The organism is Streptomonospora sediminis, from assembly GCF_054778995.1.
Genome location: NZ_BAAGYZ010000036.1, coordinates 176,721 through 201,399, shown reverse-complemented (window position 1 = coordinate 201,399; position 24,679 = coordinate 176,721). Strand labels below are relative to the sequence as shown.

Sequence of the window (24,679 nt, the reverse complement as noted above, 5' to 3'; positions counted from 1 at the left end):
CTGCCCTGCAGCGGCCGCTGACACGCTCCGCGATCAACCGGCGCGGGAAATCCCCCCGTCCGCCCCGAGTCGGCGGGCGCCACATCACTGGAGGTCTTCTACATGCGGTCCCTGCGGTCTATGCGTCCTCGCCGGAAATACCTCGCAGCCGCCTTCCTTGCCGGCGCGGCCGGTGTGGCCGTGCTCGCAACCCTGGCCGCGCTGGGCGTGCTGAGCTGGGAGGGTGCCGCACAACTCGCCGCGCTGGGTGCCGTCGGCGGCGCGGTACTGGCCAACCTGCTGCTCATGGTGCGGCTGACACGGCGGGTGAACACCCTCGACCGCCGCATCGACGCCCAGGCGCGCTCGGTGACCGAGGCGATCGGAACCGACCGCCTGGAGATGATCAAGTCGCTGGACAGCACCCGCAATGAGCTCAAGCGGGTCCGCGCCCAGACCCTGCCTTCGGTCTCGGCCGAGCTGTCCAAGGCGATCACCGTGCAGGGCCGCAACGACTACGAGCAGCAGGTCGCCTGGACCGAGCTGCGCGACCACCTGGACGCGGCGCCGTTCATGCCGTCCCTGCGCGGCTGGGCCGCCTCGCCCGACGTGATGCGGCTGCTGGTGCGCACCATCGAGAACCACCGCCCCAAGCTCGTGGTCGAGTGCGGCAGCGGCGCCTCCAGCGTCTGGCTGGGCTACGCGCTGCGCCAGGCCGGTGCCGGCCGCCTGGTCGCGCTGGAACACAGCGAGGGCTACGCCGAACTGTCGCGCCAACTCGTGCGCGACCACGGGCTCGAGGACATCGTCGAGGTCCGCTACGCCCCGCTGGCCGACTGGAGCCCTGACGGCGACGGCACCGCCGGCGAGCAGACCCAGCCCTGGTACGACACCGCGGCCGTGGAGGACCTGAAGGACATCGGCCTGCTCTTCATCGACGGCCCGCCCGAGGCCACCGCCAGCCAGGCGCGCTACCCCGCCCTGCCGGTGCTGATGCCCCGCTGCGCCCCCCAGGCGGTCGTCGTGCTCGACGACGCCGGCCGCCCCGACGAGCGCAAGATGAGCAAGCGGTGGCTGCACGACTTCCCCGACCTCAGCGCGCACGACGAGCAGGCCGAGAAAGGCGTCCGCGTCTTCACCCGGACGGCGCTGTGACGGCCGGCGCCGCACCGGTGCTCGATCGGGCGCTGAGCCTGCGGGGCGACCTGCCCGCCCTCATCGGCCACATCGGCCCGGGTGCCGGCAGCGGTACCGGCCGGCCGGCGCTGCGCCCCGGCGACCGCCGCGTCGACCTCGACCGCGTCTCGGCCAACGGGGTGCCGCTGCTGGCCGGACCCGGTTCCACCGGCTCCGGCACCGGCGACGGCACCGCAGCGGCGGCCCGCGACGCCGCCACCGCCGCTCCGGTGGGACTGGTGGCCGTTGTCGCCGCCTCACTGGCCGACCTGCGCCGCGCCGTCAGCCTGGCCACCCGCATCCCCCGTACCCACCAGGTCGTCGTCGTGCTGGCCGCATCCGGCCACCACGGCCCCCCGCTGCCGTCCGCCCCCGGGCTGGGCCAGTGGAGCGAGCTGCAGGAGTCGCGGGTACGCCGGCTCGACGAGGGCGGCTGGGCCTGCGAGCTGTACTTCCTGGAGCCGGTCGAGGGGGGCCCGGTGCTGGACGCGGTGTCCTTCGGCGCGATCGGCCGCCGCCGCGGCCCGGCCGCTGCGGCACCCACCGCCATGAGCGGCACCGGCGCCGCAGTGTGGCTGCCGGGCCGGGCGCACCCGATCGCGGTGGCGCCCGAAGGCCCGGTCGGCCGCCACCGCGTCACGCCGCTGGCCGACCTCGCGCTGCGGGTGGGCACCGACACCGCCGCCGGCACCATCACTCCGTGGACCGACACCGAGGTGCCGGCCCTGGACCGGCTGGCCGCCGACGCGCTGTCCTGGGCCGACATCAGCGGCCCGCAGGGCCCCGGCCGCATCCGGCGCGGCGGTACCCGCGAGGACGGCCCCTCGCACGTGCCACCGGTCGATGAGCGCGTGGTCAACCCCACCGGATACGTCAGCGCCGCAGGCCGGCGCGTCGCCGAACTGGGTGCCCGCGACGGCCGGCCCGTGATCACCCACGGCCGCCGGACCCTCGCGGTCCTGGCGCCGACCGGCGCGGTCAGCGAGGCCGACGTGGCGGACCTGCGCACGCTGCGCGGCATCAAGGTCGACTGGGCCGGCTACAGCGGGCCGCTGCCCGCCATGCGCGCTGTCACAGGCCTGGCCGCCGCCGGGGTGCCCGTCTTCGCCGAGCAGGTACCCCGCTGGGCCGACGCGCTCGGCGGCGACCTGGTCGCCCTGCTCACCTCGGTCACCGCCGACCACCTCGCCGACCGGCTCCGGCGCGACCGCTACAGCGTGGCGCTGCGCCGGTGCGCGCTGCGCACGCACTCCACGGCCGCCCGTTGGCGGGCACTCGGCGCCGAGGCCGGGCTGGCGCCTGGGCCCGAGGCGCGCGTGTCGGTACTGCTGTGCACCCGCCGGCCCGGCCTGGTCGCATCCGCGCTGGAGCAGATCGCCGCCCAGCGCGACGTGGACACCGAGGTGGTGCTGGCCCTGCACGGATTCGGCGCCGACGCGCCGGGCGTGCAGGCCGCGATCGACCGTTTCGCCGCGACCGGACGCGAGATCGGCGTGTATGCGGCCGACCGCACCGAGATTTTCGGTACGGTCCTGAACCGGGCGGCGGCGCGGGCCGGGGGCACCGTCATCGCCAAATGGGACGACGACGACTTCTACGGGCCCCACCACCTCGCCGACCTCCTGCTGGCCCGCACCTACGCCTCCGCCGACGTGGTCGGCTGCGGGCCCGAGTTCGTGTACCTGGAGGAGATCGACCGCACCGTGTGGCGTCCCGGCGAGTCCGAGCAGACCACCAGGTTCGTATCGGGCGGCAGCCTGCTGACGGACCGGGTGGTGCTGGAAGAAGCGGGCTGGTTCCGCAACCTGTCCCGCGCGGTCGATACCCAGCTGCTGCTGGCCGTGGGCGCGGCGGGCGGGCGCGTCTACCGCACCCACTCCCACAACTACCTGGTCCGCCGCAGCGCGTCGGGGCACACCTGGACCGAGGACGACGCCTACTTCCTGCGCGACTCGCAGCGCCAATGGCCGGGGCGGCGGCCCGCGGGCCTGGCCGGCGAAGAGCCGGCCGGCCGCCCGGCCGGCGCGCGCACCCCCGACACGGAAAGAGAGACGGTGTGACGATCGTCGACGACGACGGCGCCGCGGCAAGCGGCGGCGAGCCGAGCGGAACAGCCGGCACGCAGGCGCCCGCCGGGGTGCCCCGGCCCTGGATCCGGGGCAACGACCACACGGTGCTGGAGGTGCCCCCGCTCGGCGGCTGGGAGCCGCACCTGGACGTGAGCGTGGTCATCCCCGCCCACGGCCACCAGGACAAGCTCGACCTGGTGCTGGCGGCGCTGGCGGCGCAGAGCTACCCGGACCGGCTGATGGAGGTGGTGGTCGTCGACGACGGCAGCACGCCTGCGCTGCACCTGCCCGAGGTGCGGCCCGAGAACAGCCGGATGGTCACCGCCGACCCGGGCGGGTGGGGATCGGCGCACGCGGTCAACTGCGGCGCGGCGGCGAGCGACGGCGCGGTGGTGCTGCGGCTGGACGCCGACATGCTGGTCTACCGCGAGCACGTCGAGTCGCAGATGCGCTGGCACCACCTGGCCGACTACATCGCGGTGCTGGGGCACAAGCTGTTCGTGCCCTTCACCCCCGGCGAGCTCGACCCGGAGTCGGTGCGTTCGACCGTTGCCGCGGGCCGCGCCGGCGAGCTGTTCGACCCCGCCGGCGCCGAACCGCACTGGATCGAAAAGACCATCGACAAGACCCGGAACCTGACCTCGGCCGGCCACCTGGCCTACCGGGTGTTCATCGGCGCCTCCGGATCGCTGCACCGCAGCGTGTTCGACGAGGCCGGCGGGCTGGCGGCCGAGCTGGTGCTGGGCGGCGACTCCGAGTTCGCCTACCGGGTGGCCCAGACCGGGGCCGTGTTCGTGCCCGACCACGACTCCAGTAGCTGGCACCTGGGCCGCACCCAGATGCAGACCCAGCGCGAAGCCGGCACCCGCTACCGGCACCCGTTCGTGGCCGGGCGGGTGCCCAACTTCGAGAACCGGCGCAAGCAGGGCCCGCGGCAGTGGCCGGTGCCCTACGTCGACGCCGAGATCGACGTGTCCGGCGCCTCGCTGGAGGACGCCGACACCACCGCCGCCGCGCTGCTGGGCGGCGGGACCGCCGACATCCGGCTGACGCTGGTCGGGCCGTGGTCGGAGCTGAGCGGAGAGCGCCGCTCCCCGCTGGAAGAGGAGCACCTCGACCTGCGCCTGATCCGCGAAACCTTCCGCGGCGACTCCCGGGTGGTCTTCGCCGAGACCGCGCCCGAACCCGACCCGCAGGTCCCGTTCCGGCTGCGGCTGCCGGCGGGCTGCCGGCCCGGCCACCGCGCGCTGGAACGGCTCACCCAGGCCGCCGACAAGCAGGGCGCCGGGCTGGTGCGGGTGACGGCCGCCGGGGTGCCCGCGCACGGGCCCGGATCGATCCGGTTGGAGCGCACAGCGGCCTTCGCACGGGCGCGGCGGCTGGGCGCGGCCGAGAACGCCCCAACAGGCGGCAGCGGCAGCAGCGGCCGGGACGGCCGGGCCGACCAGGACGGGCGGGCCGGGCTCGACGGCGCGGTCGAGCGGCTCTACGGCGTGCACTGGATCGGCAGCGGCGGCATCCTCGTCGAGGGCGAGGACGAGCAGGTGCCGCACGACTGGCGCAGCCGGTTGCGCACGGCCGAAGGGGAGGCCAACGCCCAGCGCACCCGCGCCGAGCGCCTGGAGCGGCGGCTGCGCTGGCTCAGCCGCGGGTGGCCGCGGTGGTTGGCCGACCGCCTGACCCGCTGAACGCACACCGGCGATCGTGGAGCGATGCCCGGATCAGGGCATTGCTCCACGGCCGACGCGGCAGGCGGCGGTCACGGCACCAGCAGGATGAGGCTCTCGGCGACCAGCGCGTCGCGTTCGCCGTCCTCGATCTCGACGGTGTGCCTAAAGGTCAGCAGCATCCCGTTGTCCTTCTCGCGGGCGGCGGCGAGCTCGATGCCGTCGCGCACCCGCGCGCCCGCGCGCACCGGCTGCAGGAAACGCACCTTGTTGAGGCCGTAGTTGACCGACATCGACGGAGCCGCCTCCAGGGTCCACACCTGGGGGCTGAAGGCCGACAGCAGCGACAGGGTGAGGAACCCGTGGGCGATCGTCCCGCCGAAGGGACCGTCGGCCGCCCTGCCGCGGTCGACGTGGATCCACTGGTGGTCGCCGGTGGCGTCGGCGAACTTGTCGATGGACTCCTGGGTGACGGTGAGCCAGCCGCTGTAGCCGAGGTGCTCTCCCGTGGCCGCGACCAGTTCGGCGAGGTCGGTGAAGGTCCGCATCGTCCGCTCTCCTTGAACCCGTTGGCAGCCCGCCGGTGGGGCGGGTGCCCAGACTCTAGCGAACCGACCATTCGGTATGGGATGGGGGAGTGGGTCGCACGCCCGCTCAGCGCCGCGCTGCATCCGGGGCCGCCGCCGCGGTCGCCCGCAGATCGTCGATGACCACCCGGCCCCGGTACTGGTGGTCCGAGCGGGTCTCGACCAGATAGATCCGCTCGACCGAAACCGGATGGGCGATCCCATCGGGAACGGAGATGGCGGCCTTGCGCCACCCCGTCCAATCCACCCGCGGCCCGTAGCACGAGTGCCGCCGCCCGTCGGCGCCGACCACGGTCAGCGCCACCTGGGCGCCGTTGCCGTCACCGCGCACCTGCAGACCGAACCCGAACGCGGTCCGCTCCACCGCCAACGGCGCGGGCGGGACCGCGTATGCGGCCCTGCTGCGCCGCTCACCGGTGAAGTCGTAGTCCAGAGCCAGCCCGCCGCCGGTGTGCCCCGCGGCCGGCGACACCTCGGCCGCGGCGGCGCGGTAGCCCGTGGCATCCCACTCGGCGGCGTCGGCAAAGCCCGCCAGTTCGACCGGTTGCGAGCCGATCCGCAGCGGGATGTCGACGCTGCGCCCGCCCGCGGCCACCGTGATCGTCGCGGTTCCAGACGCTGCGGTCGGTTCGACCAGCACACTCGCGTCGCCGCGCCGGGTGATCGCCGCCAGGTCCGGCTCGACGGTGATCTCGGCGTCCGCCGGCTCGATCGCGGCCCGGGTGCCGTCGGGTGCGACCCCGTCGATGACGAAGGACCGGCGCCCCGAACCACCGGAGAAGGCGAGCGCCGCCGGGGTGGCCGCCAGGCGCTGCGGGCCGGGCAGCACCTCCAGGTCCACCCCGCCGCGGGCGCCGCCGGTGCCGGCCTCCACCCGGGCACCGCCGGGCGCACCCGCCCGGAAAACGGCGCCGCCGCCGCTGCCCTCGACACCGCCGCCGCGGGCCGTCCAGCTCAACCCGGGCTCGGGGGCGGGGCCGTAAGCGGAGTCGTAGGCGCGGGCGGTCAGCTCTCTGCCCAGCCCGGTGAATACCCGGTGCGGATCGGGCCGCACGGGCAGTGCCGAGCCGCGGGGCGGCCGCGCCGGAACGGCGGGCTGCACCCACACCCCGCGGGCGGTGCCGTCGCCGCGGGGCGCACGCACCGACAACCCGTTGGGTACGGCGCGTTCCGGTTCGCCGGCGCGGTTGCGCAGTTCGAGCCCGTCGGTGCCCGGCGCGCGGGTGAGCAGTGTGGCCGAGCCGCCGCCGTCGAGCTCCAGCGCGTCGTCGGCTCCGGCGCGGCGCAACCGCTCGGCGACCTCCGGCAGGGTCGCCCCGCGGGTGCCCCGGGCGCGGCCGTCGGCGACCACCAGGAACATCCGCCGGCCGTCGCGGGAGAACCCGATGGCGGTGCGCGGGTGGCGGGCGCCGTCGTCGGCGCCGGTGGTCTCGCCGTCGCGCAGCAGCACGTTGCGGCCGCCGATCGCGGTCTGCGCGCGGAGCCCGCCGGTGTCCAGCGCGTAGTCCAGCGATACGCGCGCCCCGGCCCCGAGCCCGGCCAAGCGCTCGGCGGCCGCGCCGCGGCCCAGCAGCACGCGGGTGCCGGGCGCGATGGTGCCGGTGCCGGCGGACTCGCGGACCTTGCGCACGGTGCCCTCGGACACCACCAGTTCGGTGACCGGCCCCGAACCGGCGGCGCGCGACCGCGGGTGGTCGCCCCAGGCGGCGGTGAACACGCCCGTGCCGTCAGCGGGGATCCGGTGGCTGTTGAGCCGGTCGATGCCGATGTCCGCGCCGGGTAGGCCGGCCGTGCCGGAGAACTCGGCCCGGTGGATTCCGCCGCGTCCCCAGGCGCCGATCACCGCCGTGTTGGCGCGGCCGCGGGTCGGTGATTTCAGCAGCGTGCCGCCGCTGACGGCCGCGCCCAGCGGCGCGCCGGAGGCACCCGAGTCGAAGAAGTCGCCGTTGACGGCGGCGACCGTGCCCGCGGGTGCGGGCATGGCGCTGACGGGGGCGGGGTCGGTGAGGTGGCCGCCGCCCAGGTAGCCGACCGCTGCGGGGCCGCTCAGGTCCACGTTGAGGGTGCTGAAATGCGTTGCGGAACCGGAACCGGAACCGGGGTCGGAGCCGGGGGCTGAGGTCTGTGTCAGGGCGACGCCGGGGGCGACGGGTTCGGCGGGCGGCTGCGCCGCGGCGGTATCGGCGGCGGCCGCGCCGGGCGCCGCCGCCCACAGCGCCGTGGTCAGGGCAAGGGCCGCTGCTGCGGCGCGGGGGAGCACGGCCGGGGACCTCCGGTACCGGGAGACGGGGGATGGGCGCTGCGCCGACCGCGGCAGCGGGGGATGGGCCGGTGCCGTCGGGCCGCAGTGGTGGCGGCCGATACCGCCGATGCGCTGATCACCATAAGTAATCGCACTGATGCAGATTGTATTGGTGGAAGGTCAACGCTGAGGCAGCGCAGGGTTACCGTTCGACCACGGCCGATTAACCGCCGTGTATCCCGGGTTGACCCGGCGGCAACACGGTCTGCCTAGGGTGTGCCGGAAGGGACCGGCCGCAGCGCTCCTTTCCCGGCGGTCCGCGGGAGGAAAGGGAAGGACGCATGGTCACAGCGGCCGAGTCCGCCATCGACATCTCCGCCTGGGACACCGACCCCGCCGCCCGCGCCGTGATCGCCGCGCAGGTGGGTGCCGCCGCGGCGCGCACCGGACTCTTGCAGGTCACCGGACACGGGATCCCCGGCCGGATCCACGACGGCCTGCGCGAGGCCATCGACCTGTTCTTCGAGCGCCCGGCGGCGGCCAAACTGCGCTACCTACCGCCCGACCCCGACACCGAGCGCGGCTACCGCCCGCCCGGTCCGGCACGCATCCCCGAGTCTTTCCGCATCGGCACCCAGGCCCGCGACTTCCCCGAGCGCCGCCTGCCCGAGGAGGGCTATCCCGCCAACATCTGGCCGGTCGGGCTGCCGCGTTTCCAACCGCAGGTCATGGCCTGGTTCGACGCCGCCCAGCGGTTGGTGCGGCGCTTAACGCGGATCTTCGCCGTCGCGCTGGAGCTGCCGGAGGGCTTCTTCGAGCCCTACACCGGGCACTCCATGGACGTGCTGCATCTGGAGTACGCCCCGCCCCGCGCCGCGGCGCCCGCCCCGGGCCGCCCGCTGGACGGCTCCGCGCGCGGCACGGCCGCCGGCGGCGCAAGCGCCGAGCCCGGCCTGCTGCGGCTGGTCTGGGCGCCGGGCGGCGGGTTGGAGTTCGCCGACGGCCGCGGTGTGTGGCACGGTTTCGGTGCCGCGCAGCAGACCCTGGTGGTGCACATCGGCGGCCTGCTCGCCCGCTGGACCAACGACCGCTGGCCGTCGCCGCCGCTGCGTGTGGCCGCGGCCGATGCCCGGCCGGTCCGCTGCCGCGCGGCGTACCTGTCCCACGGCGGCGACTTCGACGCGCTGGTCACCACGCTGCCGACATGTGTGGGGCCCGGCCGCCCCGACCGGTATCCGCCGGTCACGGTTGCCGGCCACCTCGCCGCCGAGCCGGGCGGCGACCGCTGGAAGCGGCTGATCGGGGCGCCGCTGTAGCCGGGCGGCGGGTGGCCGGCACGGAAAAGCGGCACCGAGGTCGGCGGTGGGCCCGGGTTGCTGTGCGGGCGGCTCCTCGTGCCTGGAAGGGGCGGCCCGGTTCCACTGTGCGGCTTTGTCCGCGGCCGGGCGGCGGGTGGCCTGCACGGAAAAGCGGCACCGAGGGCGGCGATCGGCCCGGGCGGGCGCGCGTGTGCCCGTCATGTCGGATTACCGGGTGGCAGTGCGCCCGTTATGTCGGGTGCCCAGTGACGATCATGCAGAAATGCCGGTCCCGGCTTTAAAATCCGGGCATTTCTGCAGGGCCGGTGCGGTGCGCCGCCCGCCCCCGCCGCCTGCGGTGGGAGCGGCGACCCGCGCGCCCGCCGCCCGCGGCCGTCGCTGCTGCTTTGCTGTCCGGATGACCCGTCGCCCGGCCGCGGGCAAGGCCGCCGAGCGGGCCCGTGTCCGCCCTGGTCCCCGGACGCACCGGCCGCCATGGCGGGGCCGCCATCAGTGGTCCCGTGCGGGTCGGCTTCTTCAGGGGTGATCGGTCCGCCCGGGGGCCTCGCTGCTGCACAGGGCACCGGCATGCGGGCAGTCCCGATCGATCAGGGCCTATTAAACAGGACTTAGCCGGCGGAGGGTGCGGCGCCGCCGCCGGCGCCCAGTGTCACCGAGTCGACGGCCAGGCGGCGCAGTTCGCGGGTGTCGACATCGTGGCCCAACCCCGCGCGGGTCAGCGGGATGGGGGTGATGCCTTCGTGGGCGCGCACTGCCGGGCGCACGGTTTCGCGGGTGAACTGGCCGCCGGCGCCGGGCATCTCGCTGGGCAGGCTCACGCCGGGCAGTGCGGCGAGTGCGGCGATGGCCGCCCGGCCCACCCCGGATTCGCCGTCCCACCCGCACCAGATGTCCCAGCCGGCGTCGGCGGCGCGGTCGTGAGCGCGGCGCGCCGGGGTCAGCCCGCCCAGCAGGCTGGTGCGCAGGCTCAGCGCGCGGGCGGCCTCGGCCCGGATGGCGCGGTCGAGGGTGGCCGGCGAGTCGATCGAGGTGCTCAGCGCGATCGGCGTGCGCAACTCGCGCTGCAGCCGCGCGTGGGCTTCAAGGCCGCTGCCGACACCGGTATCGGGGTCGGGGCGGCCGGGTGCGAAGGGTTCCTCGATGGCGACCAGGCCGTAGTCGTCGAGTGCGCGCAGCGCCCGCAGGTCGGCCTCGTCCTCGGTATAGCGGCCGCCCGCATCGGCCTGCAGCACCAGGAACGGGAAGCTCTCCTGCACGGTGCGGACCACGTCGACGTCCCAGCCGGGGCCGACCTCCAGCCGGACTCGGCGGAACCCGCTGCCCACCTGCCGGTTGACCTCCAGTACCAGTGACTCGTCCGAGGGTTGGCGGCCCACGGTGGCCCCGGCCGTGAAAGCGGTGCGGTCGCCGCCCAGGGCGTAGGACAGCGGGGTGCCGCGCTGGCGGCTCCACAGGTCCCAGCAGGCGGTGTCGAGCCCGGCGGCCACCGCCGGCACCCAGGGCAGGCCGGCCCATGCGCCGGCGGCCTCGGTGGGCCGCTGCCACGTGTGGTGCAGCAGGGCCGGCGCGTAGTGGTCGACCAGGGCGCGCCACCGCTCGCCGTCGGCGAGGGGGACTTCGCCCCACCCGCAGTTGCCGTGTTCGTCGCGGACCTGGACCAGTGCGTGGCGGGCGAACTGCGGCCGGGCCTCGGCCGCCCCGCGGGAACGGGGATGGACCAGCGGCAACCGGACCAGAGTGGCATCGATGCCGGCGACCCGGGCGAGGGTCGCCGATTCGGTAGGTGACACGCGGTCTCCGTCTCGGACGCGGGGAGCAGTGGGCAGGCGGGTGCCGGTGCGTACACACACCGCCCTTCACCGAAAGTATCCGCTCACCGCGGAGGCTGCCAGCGCGGCCACCGGTGCGCACCGCCGGTGCGGGGCACGCGCGATCGGGGGCGGGTTTCGGGCCGGACCTTTCGGCGGAGCCCGCTGAGTCCGGTGGCCGAGCCGGTGTGCAGGGACTAACCTCGACGAGTCGATAACGCTGCGTACACGAATGACTACTTGAGGAGAATGCCGATGCGCTGCCGCTCAGCCCCCGCAGTGACAATCCTCGCAGGCCTCGCTGCGGCCGCGGCGCTGGCCGTGCTGCCCGCCGCTCCCGCCAACGCCGCGACCGGGGTCCTCACGATCAACGGCACCGACCGGGTCGATCCCGCGGGGTGCCACACGCTGGATGCGGGCCCCTACAAGGTCGCCAACCGCACCGACGCGACCGTGTTCATCGTAAGCGGCCGCGACTGCACCGGCGAGGTCCGCGGCGTGCTCCTGCCCGGCCAGACCGGCACGGGGCAGGGCCCGGGAGGCGGTGTGTTCGCGCCCTGACCGCCGGCGCACCGCCAGGGCGGACCGCCGGAACGCCCTGGCGGTCCGCCGGTCCGCTCTTGCTACTGGTGCGCGCCCTCGGCCAGCACCTCGGCGACCGGCCGCGACTTGAGCCCGTGCGCCTCGGCCACGCCCTCGTTGGTAATCGCGCCGTCGTGGGTGTTCAGGCCCTGCGCCAGCACCGGGTCGTCGGCCAGCGCCCGCCGCCACCCCTTGCCGGCCAGCGCCACCGCGTAGCGCAGCGTGTCCTTGGTCAGGGCGTGGGTGGAGGTATTGGGCACCGCCCCGGGCATGTTCGCCACGCAGTAGAACACGGTGTCGTGCACGGCGAAGGTCGGGTCGTCATGGGTGGTCGGGCGGGAGTCGGCGAAGCAGCCGCCTTGGTCGATGGCGATGTCGACCAGCACCGCGCCCGGACGCATCCGCGCCACCAGCTCGTTGGAGATCAGCTTGGGTGCCTTGGCCCCGGGGATCAGCACCGCGCCGATCACCAGGTCCGATTCCAGCACCGCGCTCTCAAGCTCGAAGGCGTTGGAGACCACGGTGCGCACCCGGCCCTGGTACATGTCGTCGGCGTAGCGCAGCTTGGCGACGTTCAGGTCGAGCAGTGTGACGTCGGCGCCCATGCCCACGGCGATGCGGGTGGCGTTCAGCCCGGAGACCCCGGCGCCGATCACCGTGACCCGTGCCGGGCTCACCCCCGGCACACCGCCCATCAGCCGGCCGCGCCCGCCGCTGGGCCGTTGCAGCGTGAACGCGCCCACCTGCGGCGCGAGCCGCCCGGCGACCTCCGACATCGGCGCCAGCAGCGGCAGCGAACCGTCGGGGGCCTGCACGGTCTCGTAGGCGATACCGGTGACGCCGCGCTCCAGCAGGGCGTCGGTGCACTCGCGGGAGGCGGCCAGGTGCAGGTAGGTGAACAGGGTCTGGCCGGGCCGCATGCGGGGGTACTCCTCGGCCACCGGCTCCTTGACCTTCAGGACCAGTTCGCTCTCGCCCCATACTTCGTCGGCGGAGCCGAGAATGTCGGCCCCCGCCGCGGTGAACTCGTCGTCCGCGATGGAGGATCCGCGGCCCGCCCCGCTCTGCACGGCGACGGAATGGCCGCGCGTGACCAGTTCGTGGACACCGGCAGGGGTGATGGCCACCCGGTACTCGTGGTTCTTGACTTCGCTCGGCACGCCGACGCGCACGGGACCCCTCCTTGCATCTTCTTTGATACATCTTCACTTTGACGTGCCCGCCCGCACCCCGCCATCTCCACCATGACTGCCGTTTTCATGGCATGTTTACAAGGTGTAACCGGCGGGGCGGCTGCGCGGGCGGTCCGGTGTTGGCAAGCGGCCCGCACCGCCTCAGTTCGAGGCGGCGGGGTCCAGCCGGCCGCCCGCGGCGGCCGGGTTGGCGGGACCGGCGGGACCGGCAGGGTCGGTCCGTGCCGCAGGCGCCGGCTCGGCCGCCGCGCCGAACGCGCCCGCGCCGGAGACCCAGGTGCCCACCACGCGCCCCGCGAGCATGCGCCCGGCATAGGGGCCGGGGTCGGCGGCCGGAACGCTCTGCCCGGCAGCGGGATCGAAGGCCACCAGGTCGGCGTCGCAGCCCGGGGCGATGCGGCCCTTGCGGTCCATACCCAGCAGCTCCGCCGCCGCCGCGGAGGTCCACCGCGCCAGGTCGGCCAGACCGCAGCCGCGACGGCGGGCGGCGGTCCACAGCGCGGGCAGGGTCCAGGCGATCCCGGCGGCGCCGGTGCCCGGCCGGTGCCCCGAGCCCACCTGGGTGATGGCGGGGTCGTCGCTGCGGTCCAGCAGCACGCTCCACAGCGCGTTGCGGTTGGCGCCGCTGCGCAGCGGCGGCAGGCAGGCGTGCGCGGCGGAGTCGTCGGGCACCTGCTCGACGGGCAGGCAGAGGTAGTGCGGGCAGGTCTGGGCGCTGACACCGACGCCCATGGCGCGCGCCCCGGCCAAGACGGCGGCGCACTCGGCCGCGGTGAACGGCGCGACCAGCACGCGTCCGCCGGCCATGCGCGCCGCCGCGATGACCCGTTCCATGCCGCGGCGCTCGGCCAGCGCCGGGCGAGCGGCCAGCAGCGCAGACAGCCCCGGGCCCTGCGGCACCGACAGTTCCCGCGCGTCCTCGGCGTGCACGACCAACGGGGCGTCCATGGCGGCCAGTTCCACCATCGCCTTGCGCAGCCGGACATCGTCGATCCGGTGCCCGCCGGCGCCGCCGGCAGGCGAGTCGCCGGCCAGCGAGCAGTGGAAGCCCACCGCCCCGGCCGCGCGCAGTTCGGCCAGGTCGGCCGGTGTGCTGTCAGCGGTGATGTTGCCGAGGAAGAAGACGTGGGCGGCGGTGTCGGCGGCTGCGGCCAGGTGGGCGCGCAGGCCGGCTTCGCCGGTGATCGCAGGGCGGGCCGGACCCGAGGCGACGACGGTGGTGACGCCGCCGCGCACAGCGGCGGCCGTGGCGGCGGAGTAGCCGTCCCGCAGGCCCTGGCCGGGCGCCTGCACGGCCACGTCGATGTCGATGCCGCCGGGCAGCAGCGCGGTTTCGCCCAGGTCGACGTCCCGCCGGGCGGCACAGGGGGCCCGGTAGTCGCCGATGGCGGTTATGCGGCCCGCGCGCAGGCCGACGGACGCGGGCACCACGCCGCCGGGGGTGACGACCTGCCGCGAGCGGACGACGGTGTCGATCTGGGGCATCGGAATCCCCTTCGTGGTTCGCTGACGATATTCGAGCGAAATGCGGTAATCGCCGGGAATCGCTGGTAGTCGCTGATAACTGCCTGCATTCGTCGGGCGTGCGGCCCACTTGCCGCGGTGCGGTGCGGTGGGGTAGCGGTGCATTGCGGTGCGGTCGGCGCTGCGCTGATCGATTGCCCGACCGTACCGCGATCGGCAGCGTGCAGGGGGCTTCAGCGCTGAACGGGCACCTGCGGTGCGGTCCGATGCCGGTCATCCGGACGTTTTTCCGATGGAATGGTCGGCTTTTCGGGGGGTATTTACAGTGGTGCGATAGGGAGCCGAAAGACAGCCGTTTCCGGGCGGCAGGCCCGCGGGCCACCGCCCGGCCCCGGCGGGCCGCGTTTGGCGGGCCGGCGGCGGAGGCGGACGGCGTTCGTGTCCTGCGGGTTCACCGCTGGGCATCGTCTCCGACACCGTGTAGTAGATTTGGACCGGTTCGTGGTGGTGATCGCGTGGACGTTGCCGTACTCCTCATCGGTGATGCGGCCGGCTGGATAGCGCCCTGGATGTGGGGCGTGGCCGGGCTCCCGGTCGGCGCGGCCGCCGCCGCTGCGGTCATCGGCCACCGCAACCACCAGTAGCGACCCCTGACCCCACGGAGCGGCCCGCGTGAGTTCCCCCGGAGTCCGCGACAGCGACCCGCCGCGCGACAAGGGCGCACCGCACAGCGGCGCACCCGCCCGCGCTCCCGGCGCCGACACCGCCGCGATCATCGCCGTCGCCGCCCTCGCCTCGTGCTCCATCGCCCTCATCGTCTCCCTGGTCACCGGGGGAGCGGTCACCGCCCGCGCCATCCCGGGCCTGCCCGACGCCGGCCCGGTCACCCGCTGGGGCCTGCCGAGCGCCACCGCGGTGCGCGACATCGCCGCCGCCCTGACCACCGGGCTGCTGGTGCTGGCCCTGTTCCTGCTGCCGCTGCGCAAGGGCGCCGCCCTGGGGCCGCAGGCGCTCGGCTACGTGCGCGCCGCCACCTGGCCGGCGCTGGTGTGGGCGGGCGCCGCCGCGGCAGTGCTCGTCTTCCAACTCTCCGACGTCTCGGGGCTGCCTCCCGCAGAGGTCGTCGGCGACCAGCTCACCCGCTACGCCGTCTCAGTGGCCCAGGGCATCGGGCTGCTCATAGTGATCCTGCTCGCCTGCGCCGCAGCGCTGCTGTGCCGCACCACCGACACCGCCGCCGGCGCGTTCGCCCCCCTGACCCTCGCCGTGGCCGGGTTGGTCCCGCCCGCGCTGACCGGGCACTCCGCCTCGGCAGGCAGCCACGAACTGGCCATCACCGGGCTGGCACTGCACGTGCTGGCGGTGTCGGTGTGGGTGGGCGGGCTCGCCGCGGTGACCTTCCACGGGCTGCGCGCCGGAGCCGACGACGCCCCCGTGGCCGCCGAGCGGTTCAGCCGCATGGCGCTGTGGGCCTACATCGGCGTCGGTGTGGGCGGTGTCGCCAGCGCCGCCAGCCGCCTCTACACGGTCGCCGACCTCTACACCACCTCCTACGGGCTGCTGATCCTGGTGAAGGCGGCCCTGTTCATCGCACTGGGCGCCATCGGCTGGGCGCACCGGCGCCGCACGATCCCGCGCATCGCAGCGGTCGGCGGGCGGCGGCTGTTCGCCCGCCTGGCGGGGGTCGAGATCGCCGTCATGTCGGCCACCATGGGCATCGCGGCGGCACTGGGCCGCACGCCGCCCCCGGAGCAGCAGGGCACGGCCGATCCGGCCGAGGCGATCCTCGGGTTCCCCATGCCGCCGCCGATCAGCGCCCATACCCTGCTGACGCTCTGGCGGCCCGACCTGTTTTTCATCCTGGTGGTCGCGGTGCTGGGCGGCGGATACGCCGCGGGCGTGGTCCGCCTGCTGCGCCGCGGCGACCGCTGGCCCTGGGGCCGCACGCTGGCCTGGGCCGCGGGCCTGCTCGTGCTGGCGGCCGTGCTGCTCAGCGGGGTGGCGACCTATTCGATGGTGCTGTTCAGCACGCACATGATCCAGCACATGGTGCTGTCCATGCTCGTGCCGATCCTGCTGGTGCTGGGCGCCCCGGTCACCCTGGCGCTGCGCGCCCTGCACCCCGCCCGCAGGCGCGGCGACCGCGGCCCGCGCGAGTGGCTTACCGCGTTCATCAACAGCGGGTTCGCCAAGGTTGCCACCCATCCGGCCGTGGCCACCCCGCTGTTCGTCCTCAGCCCCTACGCGCTGTACTTCTCGCCGCTGTTCCCGGCGCTGATGAACGACCACAGCGGGCACCTGTTCATGAACGTCCACTTCCTGCTCACGGGGTTCCTCTACTACTGGATCATCGTGGGTGTGGACCCGGGGCCGCGCAAACTGCCCTACCTGCTGCGCATCGTGCTGCTGCTGGCGGTGATGGGCGTGCACGCGTTCTTCGGCATCACGATCATGATGCAGACGGCGCCGCTGGCCATGGAGTACTACGGGCAGTTCCAGGTGCCCTGGCTCGAGGGCCAAAGCGCCGACCAGTACACCGGCGGCGGGATCGCCTGGGCGGTCGGCGAGATCCCCACCGGCCTGGTAATGCTCGCCCTGGTGCGGCAGTGGGCGCGCGACGAGGAACGCACCGAGCGCCGCCGCGAGCGCCACAGCCGGCGCGACGGCTCCGACGACGCCGACATGGACGCCTACAACGCCTACCTGGCCGATCTGGAACGGCGCTCCAACGGGCGTCCGCCGGAGGCTTGAGCCGGAGGCTTGAGGGGCGGCGGCAAGCAGCGGGCCGCCCCGGCAGGCGGCGGTTAGCGGCCCGCGGGGCGGTTCCGGGCCGCCGACCGGCGTTAGAGACCCGGCGGGCCCGCGTCCAGAGGGATCCGCCATCAGCGGAACCCGGCGCCGGCTTGCGCTGCGGGGTGGCGCCGCGGGGCCGATTCAGATTGGCTCGGGTCCATGAGGAAATTCCGGTTCGGCTTCAGCAGCCGCCAAGGGGAGATCGATCGCTGGGCGCAGGTGTGCCGCGACGCCGAGGAATCGGGCTACGACTCGATCCAGGTGCCCGACCACCTGGGGGCCGCCTCGCCCTTCGCCCTGCTGGCCGCAGCGGCCGCGGTGACCTCGCGGCTCCGGCTGGGCACGCTCGTACTCAACAACGAATTCTGGAACCCGGCCCTGCTGGCGCGCGAGGCCGCCACCGTCGACCGGCTGTCCGCCGGGCGGCTGGAACTCGGGCTGGGCGCCGGGCACATGAAGTCCGAGTTCGAGTCCGCCGGGCTCCCGTGGCGCTCCCATCCCGAGCGCACCGACCGGCTGGAACAGAGCATCGGCGAACTCGACCGGCTCTTCGCCGAGGACGGCCAGCAGCCGCTGCCGCACCAAGTCCCTCGTCCGCCGCTGCTGATCGGCGCGCACGGCGAACGCGGGCTCGATCTGGCGGCGCGCCACGCCGACATCGTCGGGTTCGCCGGCCTCACCCAGATCAAGGGCGCCCGAATGGGGACCTTCCGCGTCGCCGACGCCGACGAGACCCGGCGCCGGGTCGACTTCGTGCGCCAACAGGCGGGCTCGCGCGCCGACGCGCTGGAGTTCAACCTGCTCGTGCAGGCGGTGGTGCTCACCGACGACGCCGAGAAGAGCGCAGCCGAACTGGCCGCGACCTATTCGGGGAGCGGGCTGGACACCGCGCAGCAGGTGCTGCAGAGCCCCTACATGCTGGTCGGCACCGCCACCGAAATCGCCGCCGAACTGATCGCCAACCGCGAGGAGTTCGGGTTTTCCTACATCACCACGCACGGGCCCTCGCGCGATCCGCTGGGCGAGGTGATCCCGGTGGTGCGCGAGGCCGCCGGCGAAGCGGTCTAGCGGGGCGCGCGCTCGGGCGGCGGCTTTGCCTGGGCGCCCGGGAACCCATGCGCCCGGGAACCCGGGCGCTCGGACTCAGCCGCCCAGCAGTAGCGCGATTCCGGTGCCCGCGGCGCCCAGGGCCGCGCAGACCAGCAGGCCGCCGCCCGCAGCGGCGGGTGTCAGCAGCCCGTTCGGCACCGCGGCTCCGCGGCCGGCTGCCGCTCGCCTGGCCACGAGCGGCAGCATGGCGGCGCCTGCGGCATAGACCACGAGCGTTGCCGCCGAGGCGACCAGGAAAGCCTGGCCCGCCCCCGCGGCCGGGTCGCCGCCCAGGGTCCGGACCGCTGCCAGTGCCGGGACCGCCAGCAGCACCGCTGTGCAGGCGGCGCCGAGCACGCCCTTGGGCAGCACTGCGGAACGCCCGGCGGCGGCGAGGAGGAGCCCGATCAGGGCCGCCAGCATGACGGCGCCCGCGATCCCGAACACTGCGATGTTGACCAGCGAGTTCACCCGCTCATTATGGCACCGCCGCCGGTGCGGCCCCGCCGCCCGCCGGGCCTGCGGAGCCGGTTGTGAACCGGATCTCGGCCAGGCCGGCCACCTCGGCCCGTTCCATCAGCACCAGGGAGCGTGCTCCCGGCACCACGGCGCCCGCCCCCGCTGCGCAGTCGACCAGCAACCGCGGCCAGCGCTGCATGTGCCGGCGGTGGCTGCGGGGTGCGATCCGGCGTCCCCGTTCGATCTGGCCGCGCAGCGCCGCTTCGGGGCCGACGTCGATCAGCAGCAGATGGACCTCGTAGCCGCGGCGGCGGCAGTACCAGCCCAGCAGCCGGCGCACCGGCTGGCGGGTCGCGCTCTCGTGGACCACCACCGGGCCGTCGCCGGCACGCAGCGCACTGAAGATGCGCAGGTAATGCAGGCAATGCATCACCCAGCGCCAAGCGGGGTAGGGGAAAGCGCGCAGTCGCCGGGTCAGGCGGTTGCGCGACTGCTGGGAGTCGATCACCCGGACACCGCCGGGTCTTTGCACCGTGTGCGGCTCGGTGCCGTCGAGCGCGAACAAGCGGTTGATCAGCGTGCTTTTACCTGCGCCGGGAACACCGCCCACCAGCAGCAGCGAATTGGCCGGGTACCGCAGTACCCGCGGATTGTGCCCAGGAAGCAGCCCGGGACCGGGGGCGGGGGCCGTCGAAGGGAACATGTCGCTCGTTATGCGCCTTTCCGATAAGCAATCGTTAAATATCGATTTTGAGCGTCAGCTTACGGCGCCCGGACGGCCCGCCGCGGCGGCGGGAGCGGCGATCCGCCGGTGCTGAGCCGCCGCTGGCGCGCGGCCGCGGCCGAACGGGACAAGGATTCCCAAAGACCGTTGCGACCGCCCCTGGGCGGCCGGCGGAACCGAGTGCAGGGAGTACGGGACATGGAACGTGGCCGAGGCGGTATCGCGCTGGGCCCTTCGATTCGGGTACCGGCGATCGGGCAGGGCACCTGGGGCATGGGTGAACGCCAGGACCGGCGCGCCGCAGAGGTGCGTGCGCTGCGCGCCGGCATCGACGCGGGAATGACCCTCATCGATACCGCTGAGATGTATGGCGAAGGCGGCGCCGAACAAGTGGTCGGTGCAGCGGTCGCCGGTCGCCGCGAGGAGGTCGTCCTCGTCTCCAAGGTCTACCCGAGCAACGCCGGCCGGCGCGGCGCCAAAGCCGCCTGTGAGAGGAGCCTCACCCGGCTGGGCACCGACATCATCGACGTGTACCTGCTGCATTGGCAGGGCCCGGTGCCGCTGTCGGAGACCGCGGCGGTGCTGCGGGAGCTGCGCGACGAGGGCAAGATCCGCCATTGGGGTGTGTCCAACTTCGACACCCGGGCGATGGAGCGCCTCTGGCACGTGCCCTCGGGCCGCGCCTGTGTCACGAACCAGGTCATGTACCACCTGGGCGCGCGCGGCATCGAGTACGACCTGCTCCCGTGGTGCCGCGACACCGCACCGGGGCTTCCCGTGATGGCATACGCGCCGCTGGCCCAGGCCGGCGGTCTGCGCAGCACGATTCTGGACGATCCGACCGTGGGCGGCATCGCGAAGGAGCGCGGCATCCTGCCCGCGCAGGTGGCCCTGGCCTGGACCGTGCGCGACGGCGACGTCGTCGCCATCCCCAAGGCCGCCGACCCCGACCACGTCCACCAGAACGCGGCGGCGCTGGACATCCGCCTGACCGCGGAGGAACTGGCGGCCCTGGACGCGGCGTTTCCCCCGCCCGACCGGGCCGAACCGCTGGAGATCGTCTGAAACGCCTGTCGGGGCGAGGTGCCGGGCGGGCCGGGCGCCGGGGGTGGCTTTCGTGTAGTTATTGCCGGGTGCTGCGCTGAACTTCGCCGAACGTTCACGGACACACGGACACCCGCGCACCCGGTCGCCGGTTCCGGCCCGCGCGAACCGGCACCCCGGCCGCCATCACCCCGTCTGCTGCAGGCGGGAGCCCGTGGGGGTCTTGATGACCTGCAGGCGGGTGGTGATGCGGGTGCGGAGATCGGACACGTGGCTGACCACTCCCACGGCGCGCCCGCCGTTGCGCAGGGAGTCGAGGACCTCCAGAACCTCCTCAAGGGTGTCTTCGTCCAGGGTGCCGAAGCCTTCGTCGATGAAGAGGGTGTTGATGTCGCCGCCCCCGGCCTCCTGGGCGGCGATGTCGCCCAGGCCCAGGGCCAGGGCCAGTGAAACCACGAAGGTTTCGCCGCCGGACAGGGTGGCGGGGTCGCGTTCCTGGCCGGTCCACGCATCCAGCACGCGCAGCCCGAGCCCGCCGCCGGAACGCGAGCGGTCGCCGGCGGCCTTGTCGACGGTGTGGCGGAGTTCGTAGCGCGAGCCCGCCATGGTCGCCAGCCTGTCGTTGGCCGCGGCCACCACCTGTTCCAGGCGCGCGGCCAGCACATACGCCGAAAGCCGGACGTTCTCGCGGTTGTCGGCGGAGGTGCCCGCCGCCAGCCGCGCCAGGCCGTCGGCGACACTGTGCCGGTGCCGCGCCGGCCGGGAATCGGCGAGCCGGCGGTCGAGTTCGGCCCGGAGCTCGGCCAGCCGCCGGGCCTGGCCCGCGAACAGGTCGCGCCACCGCACCGCATGCTCGGCCGCCCCAGCGGCCGAATCCGCCGCCGCGGCAAGCCCGGCGATGTCCGGAGCGGGGCCGGCACCCACCGCGGCGAGTTCGGGATCGTCCAGCACCGCGCGCACCGCCGCGGCTTCGTCGTCGTGGGCGCGGATGCGTTCGCGCAGCCCGCGGCGCTCGTCGTCGCCGCGTTCGGCGGCGCGCGCGTGGTGCGCGCCGGTGAACCCGGCCTCGGCCACCGCGCTGCGCGCCTCGTGTTCGGCGCTGCGGAGCTCGCCGGCCGCGGCGGAACGGTCGTCGAGCGCCTGCACAGCCGCCTTGAGCAGGTCGGCCTCGTCGCCCAGCCGGCCGATGCGCGCGGCCAGATCCGGGTCGGAGCCGGCGGCCTCGGCGAGCCGGTGTTCCAGCCGGTCGGATTCGGCGGTGCGGGCGGCGCGGCGCTCGGCGAGTTCGGCGAGGCGCCGGTTCAGCTCGGCCTCGTCGGTGCGCGCCTGCTCCAGCGCCGCGTCGATGCGCGCCAACCGGCCGCCGAGGTGCTCGGCCTCGGCCGCCGCGGTGTCGAGGCGTTGGAGTTCGGCGCGCCGCTGGGCGAGCAGGTCGGCGGCTTCGGATTCGCCCAGCCCGCCGCTGGTTTCGCGTGCAGCGGCCAGGCGCTCCTGCAGCGACGCGACCGTGTTCTCAGCGGCGCCGCGGTCGTCGCCGGCGGCCTCGGCGGCCTTGGCGGCCCGCTCTTCGTCGTCGGCCGAAGGGCGGTCGGCGGCGCCGATTGCGGGGGAGGGGTGTTCGGGTGCCCCGCACACCGGGCACGGTTCGCCCGCGGCCAACCGCTCGGCCAGCTCGGCGGCCATGCCGTCGATACGGGACCGGCGGATGTCGAGCAGCCGGTCGCGGGCCGCCTGGTGGGTGTCGGTCCGGGCGCGCAGGCGCTCTTGTGCGGCTTCGAGTTCGCCGGTGTACCGGCGCACGGCCTGCGCGTGTTCCAGCCGGGTGCGGGCGAGTTCGGCGGCGGCCTCGGCGTTCTCGCGGGGGCCGGTGCGGGCGCGGGCCTGTTCGAGCTCGGCGGCGACCCGGACACGCTGGTCGGGCAGGTCGGCGGTGTCGCTGCGGGCCGCTGCGAGGGCATGTTCGGTTTCGGTGGTCTCGGTGTCGATGCGGGCAATGTCCGCCCGCACGGTCTGCAGGTGATCGGAGTCGCCGCGGAGGTGCTCCAGGCGGGCGATTTCGTCACGGCGCGCGCGTTCGGCGGCCGACAGCGGACCGCGCTCGCCGGTACCGCCGGCGTCGGCGGTACCGGCCGCGGTCCCTGCGCCGCTGGTGCCCGCACCGGCCGGCCCTGTTGCGCCGCCGGGCCCGGGTACCAGCTCGCGCACCAGCCCCAACCGCTCGGCCGCCGCAAGTTCGGCTTTCTCCAATTGGGTGCGCCGGTGCTCGGCGGTGCGCAGCAGCGGGATGACGCCGGCCGCGCGTTCGGCGGAGTCGAGTTCGGCCTGCAGAGCCGCGCGGCGCGGCGCCTCATCGGCGAGTTCGCTCTCGCGGCGCAGCGCATCGGCGCGGCGCTGCAGGCGCCGTTCCAGCTCGCGGGCGTCCTCGAGCGCGCTGCGCGCCGTGTCGCGTTCGCGTATCGCCGCGGCGGCCGCGTGCGCCGCGCCGTCGGCCGTGCCGGCGGCGACCGATGCGAGTTCGGCGGCCCACGGCGCCAGCTCGTCAAGGTCGGTATCGGGGCGGGGGCACCGGCCGACCTCGGCGATGAGGTCGGCGGTGCGGCCGACCTCGGACTCGGCGCGCCCGGCGGCCTGGCCCAGGTTGCGTGCGCGGTCGGCCAACCAGTCCTCGACGCGGGTGAACACCCCGGTGGCGAAGATGCGCTCCAGGCCGGCGCGCCGTTCCTTGGCGTCTGCGCGCAAAAAACGGGCGAAATCGCCCTGCGGCAGCAGCACGATCTGGCAGAACTGGGCCAGGGACAGCCCCAGCAGGTCGTCGACGATCTGCCCGGCTTCGTCGGGCCGGTTGGTCAGCCCGCGCCACGAGCCCTCGACGAGTTCGGTGACGACGACCTTGGCCTTTTCCTCGGTCGTTCCGCTGCCGCGTTTCTTGGGCCGCTGCCAGGCGGGCCGGCGGGTGAAGTGCAGGCGGCGCCCGCGCACGGTGAGTTCGAGGGTGACCTCGGGGGCGACGCCGGGGGCGGCGTGGTTGCTGCGCGGCGAGCGCGCGGCCTCGCGCGCCCCGGCCACCCTGCCGTACAGCGCGAAGCAGACGGCGTCGAGCACCGAGGTCTTGCCGGCGCCGGTGGGGCCGTGGATGAGGAAGAGGCCGCCGTCGCCCAACCGGTCGAAGTCGACGGTCTGGCTGGCGGCGAAGGGGCCGAAGGCTTGGGCGGTAAGGGTGTGCAGGCGCATCAGCGGGCGGCCTCCCCGAGGCGGATGTCCTCGAACGCGCCGGCGACCAGGTCGCGTTCCTCGCCGGTGGCGGGTGCGCCGCGCGCCCAGTCGACGAAGTCGAGGACGAGGTCGGGATCGGAGCGGTCGGCGGTGCGCTGCGCCCAGGTGCGGTGGTCGGCGGCGGGGCGGTCCTCGGGCGCGAAGTCGAGGACGAGGGTGTGCGGGAACCGTTCGCGCAGCCGGTCCATGGGGAACGCGGGCCGCAGCGGGTCGGTCAGGGTGACCTGCAGCCAGTGGCCGGTGTAGCGCTCCCAGTGTTCGCCGCTGAGCAGGTCGTCGATGCGGCCGCTGATGCGGGCGACCGGCCGCGGCACCGGCGCCGGGGCGAATTCCGCCGCCGCGATGCCCGAGGGGCCGAGGTCGAGAATCCAGCAGCCTTTGACCTGGTGTTCCTCAGAGAAGGAGTAGGCCAGCGGCGAGCCGGAGTAGCGCACGGTTTCGGCCATGGTCTGGCGGCCGTGCAGGTGGCCCAGCGCGGTGTAGTCGGTGCCCGCGAAGACGGAGGCCGGCACGTTGGCGGCACCGCCCACGGAGATGTCGCGTTCGCTGTCGGAGGGTTCGCCGCCGCTGACGAAGGCGTGGGAGAGCACCACCGAGCGGGTGCCGGCGGGGCGTTGGGCGAGGTCGGCGCGCACGAGGTCCATCGCGTGGCCCAGCACCGCGGTGTGGCCGCGCCGCTGCAGCCCCCAGTGCGGACGGGCGATCTCGGGTTCGAGGTAGGGGATGCCGTAGAAGGCGACCGGGCCGTGGGAATCGTCGAGCAGCACCGGCGATCCGACGGTTTCAAGCGACGAGCGCAGGTGGATGCCGGAGGCGTCGATGAGGTCGGTGGCGTAGCCGAGGCGGGCCATGGAGTCGTGGTTGCCGCTGATAAGGACGGCCCGCGCGCCGGTGTCGCGGATGCGGCGCAGGGCTTCGCCGAACAGCCGCACGGCCTCGACCGGGGGAAGGGCGCGGTCGTAGAGGTCGCCGGCGACCGCGACGACATCGATCCGTTCGGCGCGGATGGTGTCGATGAGGTGGTCGATGAACACCGCCTGGGCGTCGATCAGGTTCTCGCGGTGGAAGGAGCGTCCCAGATGCCAGTCGGAGGTGTGCAAGAGGCGCATGTTCCGGCAGAGTACTGGAGGATGGTCCGTCCCCGCAGCGGCTCGGTGCGCACCTGTGGATATCCGGGGGCACCTGCGGGCGTGCAGCGCGGCGGTCCGCCG

General features: G+C 74.4%; 18 protein-coding genes. 9 read left to right on the top strand and 9 right to left on the bottom strand.

Annotated features, from left to right (window positions below):
• The first annotated feature begins 120 nt into the window (after positions 1-120).
• Genes ACYVD5_RS09860 through ACYVD5_RS09850 form a run of 3 tightly spaced genes read left to right on the top strand, consistent with a single transcriptional unit; the run spans position 121 to position 4,912 of the window.
• Positions 121-1,134 carry a class I SAM-dependent methyltransferase gene (locus ACYVD5_RS09860; protein WP_461000646.1) on the top strand — a complete coding sequence of 338 codons (1,014 nt, stop codon included), beginning with the start codon at positions 121-123 and terminating at the stop codon, positions 1,132-1,134.
• Positions 1,131-3,215, top strand: a complete 2,085-nt coding sequence (locus ACYVD5_RS09855) for a glycosyl transferase family 2 (protein WP_461000645.1) — start codon at positions 1,131-1,133, stop codon at positions 3,213-3,215. The genes ACYVD5_RS09860 and ACYVD5_RS09855 overlap by 4 nt, the downstream gene beginning before the upstream one ends.
• Complete coding sequence (locus ACYVD5_RS09850; protein ID WP_461000644.1) at positions 3,212-4,912, top strand: glycosyltransferase family 2 protein; 1,701 nt, start codon at positions 3,212-3,214, stop codon at positions 4,910-4,912. The genes ACYVD5_RS09855 and ACYVD5_RS09850 overlap by 4 nt, the downstream gene beginning before the upstream one ends.
• A 71-nt stretch (positions 4,913-4,983) precedes the next feature.
• On the opposite strand, the gene ACYVD5_RS09845 is transcribed toward ACYVD5_RS09850, so the two are convergent.
• The gene (locus ACYVD5_RS09845; RefSeq protein ID WP_461000643.1) at positions 4,984-5,439 is read right to left on the bottom strand and encodes a MaoC family dehydratase; all 456 of its coding nucleotides are present in this window, start codon (positions 5,437-5,439) and stop codon (positions 4,984-4,986) included.
• A 106-nt stretch (positions 5,440-5,545) separates the two neighbouring features.
• The gene (locus ACYVD5_RS09840) at positions 5,546-7,738 is read right to left on the bottom strand and encodes a phosphodiester glycosidase family protein (RefSeq protein ID WP_461000642.1); all 2,193 of its coding nucleotides are present in this window, start codon (positions 7,736-7,738) and stop codon (positions 5,546-5,548) included.
• A gap of 323 nt (positions 7,739-8,061) precedes the next feature.
• Here ACYVD5_RS09840 and ACYVD5_RS09835 point away from each other — a divergent pair, with 323 nt between their 5' ends.
• Positions 8,062-9,036: a 2-oxoglutarate and iron-dependent oxygenase domain-containing protein gene (locus ACYVD5_RS09835; protein ID WP_461000641.1), complete on the top strand. Its 975-nt coding sequence runs from the start codon at positions 8,062-8,064 to the stop codon at positions 9,034-9,036.
• Between the two features lie 611 nt (positions 9,037-9,647).
• On the opposite strand, the gene ACYVD5_RS09830 is transcribed toward ACYVD5_RS09835, so the two are convergent.
• Entirely contained in the window at positions 9,648-10,829 is a 1,182-nt protein-coding gene (locus ACYVD5_RS09830; protein ID WP_461000640.1) for an enolase C-terminal domain-like protein, read from the bottom strand.
• Positions 10,830-11,126: 297 nt separating this feature from the next.
• Here ACYVD5_RS09830 and ACYVD5_RS09825 point away from each other — a divergent pair, with 297 nt between their 5' ends.
• Entirely contained in the window at positions 11,127-11,408 is a 282-nt protein-coding gene (locus tag ACYVD5_RS09825; RefSeq protein ID WP_461000639.1) for a hypothetical protein, read from the top strand.
• Between the two features lie 62 nt (positions 11,409-11,470).
• Here the strand turns inward: ACYVD5_RS09825 and ald are convergent, their stop codons facing one another.
• Both ald and ACYVD5_RS09815 read right to left on the bottom strand, forming a co-directional pair.
• A complete protein-coding gene (gene ald / locus ACYVD5_RS09820) occupies positions 11,471-12,601 on the bottom strand; it encodes an alanine dehydrogenase (protein ID WP_461000638.1) in 1,131 nt (376 codons plus the stop codon).
• Between the two features lie 162 nt (positions 12,602-12,763).
• A complete protein-coding gene (locus tag ACYVD5_RS09815) occupies positions 12,764-14,107 on the bottom strand; it encodes an amidohydrolase family protein (RefSeq protein ID WP_461000637.1) in 1,344 nt (447 codons plus the stop codon).
• A gap of 494 nt (positions 14,108-14,601) precedes the next feature.
• Between ACYVD5_RS09815 and ACYVD5_RS09810 the strand changes: the two genes are divergently transcribed.
• The 3 genes from ACYVD5_RS09810 to ACYVD5_RS09800 all read left to right on the top strand — a co-directional run bounded on the left by ACYVD5_RS09810 (position 14,602) and on the right by ACYVD5_RS09800 (position 17,947).
• Complete coding sequence (locus tag ACYVD5_RS09810) at positions 14,602-14,730, top strand: hypothetical protein (RefSeq protein WP_461000636.1); 129 nt, start codon at positions 14,602-14,604, stop codon at positions 14,728-14,730.
• Between the two features lie 28 nt (positions 14,731-14,758).
• On the top strand, positions 14,759-16,837 hold the full coding sequence (locus tag ACYVD5_RS09805) for a cytochrome c oxidase assembly protein (RefSeq protein WP_461000635.1): 2,079 nt from the start codon (positions 14,759-14,761) through the stop codon (positions 16,835-16,837).
• 201 nt (positions 16,838-17,038) lie between these two features.
• Entirely contained in the window at positions 17,039-17,947 is a 909-nt protein-coding gene (locus ACYVD5_RS09800) for a TIGR03621 family F420-dependent LLM class oxidoreductase (protein WP_461000634.1), read from the top strand.
• A gap of 75 nt (positions 17,948-18,022) precedes the next feature.
• Here ACYVD5_RS09800 and ACYVD5_RS09795 read toward each other — a convergent pair whose 3' ends face one another.
• Together ACYVD5_RS09795 and ACYVD5_RS09790 are read right to left on the bottom strand one after the other, a co-directional pair.
• Entirely contained in the window at positions 18,023-18,439 is a 417-nt protein-coding gene (locus tag ACYVD5_RS09795) for a hypothetical protein (protein ID WP_461000633.1), read from the bottom strand.
• A gap of 7 nt (positions 18,440-18,446) precedes the next feature.
• Positions 18,447-19,130 carry an AAA family ATPase gene (locus ACYVD5_RS09790; RefSeq protein ID WP_461000632.1) on the bottom strand — a complete coding sequence of 228 codons (684 nt, stop codon included), beginning with the start codon at positions 19,128-19,130 and terminating at the stop codon, positions 18,447-18,449.
• A gap of 219 nt (positions 19,131-19,349) precedes the next feature.
• Between ACYVD5_RS09790 and ACYVD5_RS09785 the strand changes: the two genes are divergently transcribed.
• Positions 19,350-20,216 (top strand): aldo/keto reductase, encoded by an 867-nt coding sequence (locus ACYVD5_RS09785; RefSeq protein ID WP_461000631.1) that lies wholly within the window; start codon positions 19,350-19,352, stop codon positions 20,214-20,216.
• Between the two features lie 165 nt (positions 20,217-20,381).
• Here ACYVD5_RS09785 and ACYVD5_RS09780 read toward each other — a convergent pair whose 3' ends face one another.
• Positions 20,382-23,426: an AAA family ATPase gene (locus tag ACYVD5_RS09780; protein WP_461000630.1), complete on the bottom strand. Its 3,045-nt coding sequence runs from the start codon at positions 23,424-23,426 to the stop codon at positions 20,382-20,384.
• Positions 23,426-24,577 carry an exonuclease SbcCD subunit D gene (locus tag ACYVD5_RS09775; RefSeq protein ID WP_461000629.1) on the bottom strand — a complete coding sequence of 384 codons (1,152 nt, stop codon included), beginning with the start codon at positions 24,575-24,577 and terminating at the stop codon, positions 23,426-23,428. Before ACYVD5_RS09775 ends, ACYVD5_RS09780 begins: the two co-directional genes overlap by 1 nt.
• Positions 24,578-24,679 lie beyond the last annotated feature (102 nt).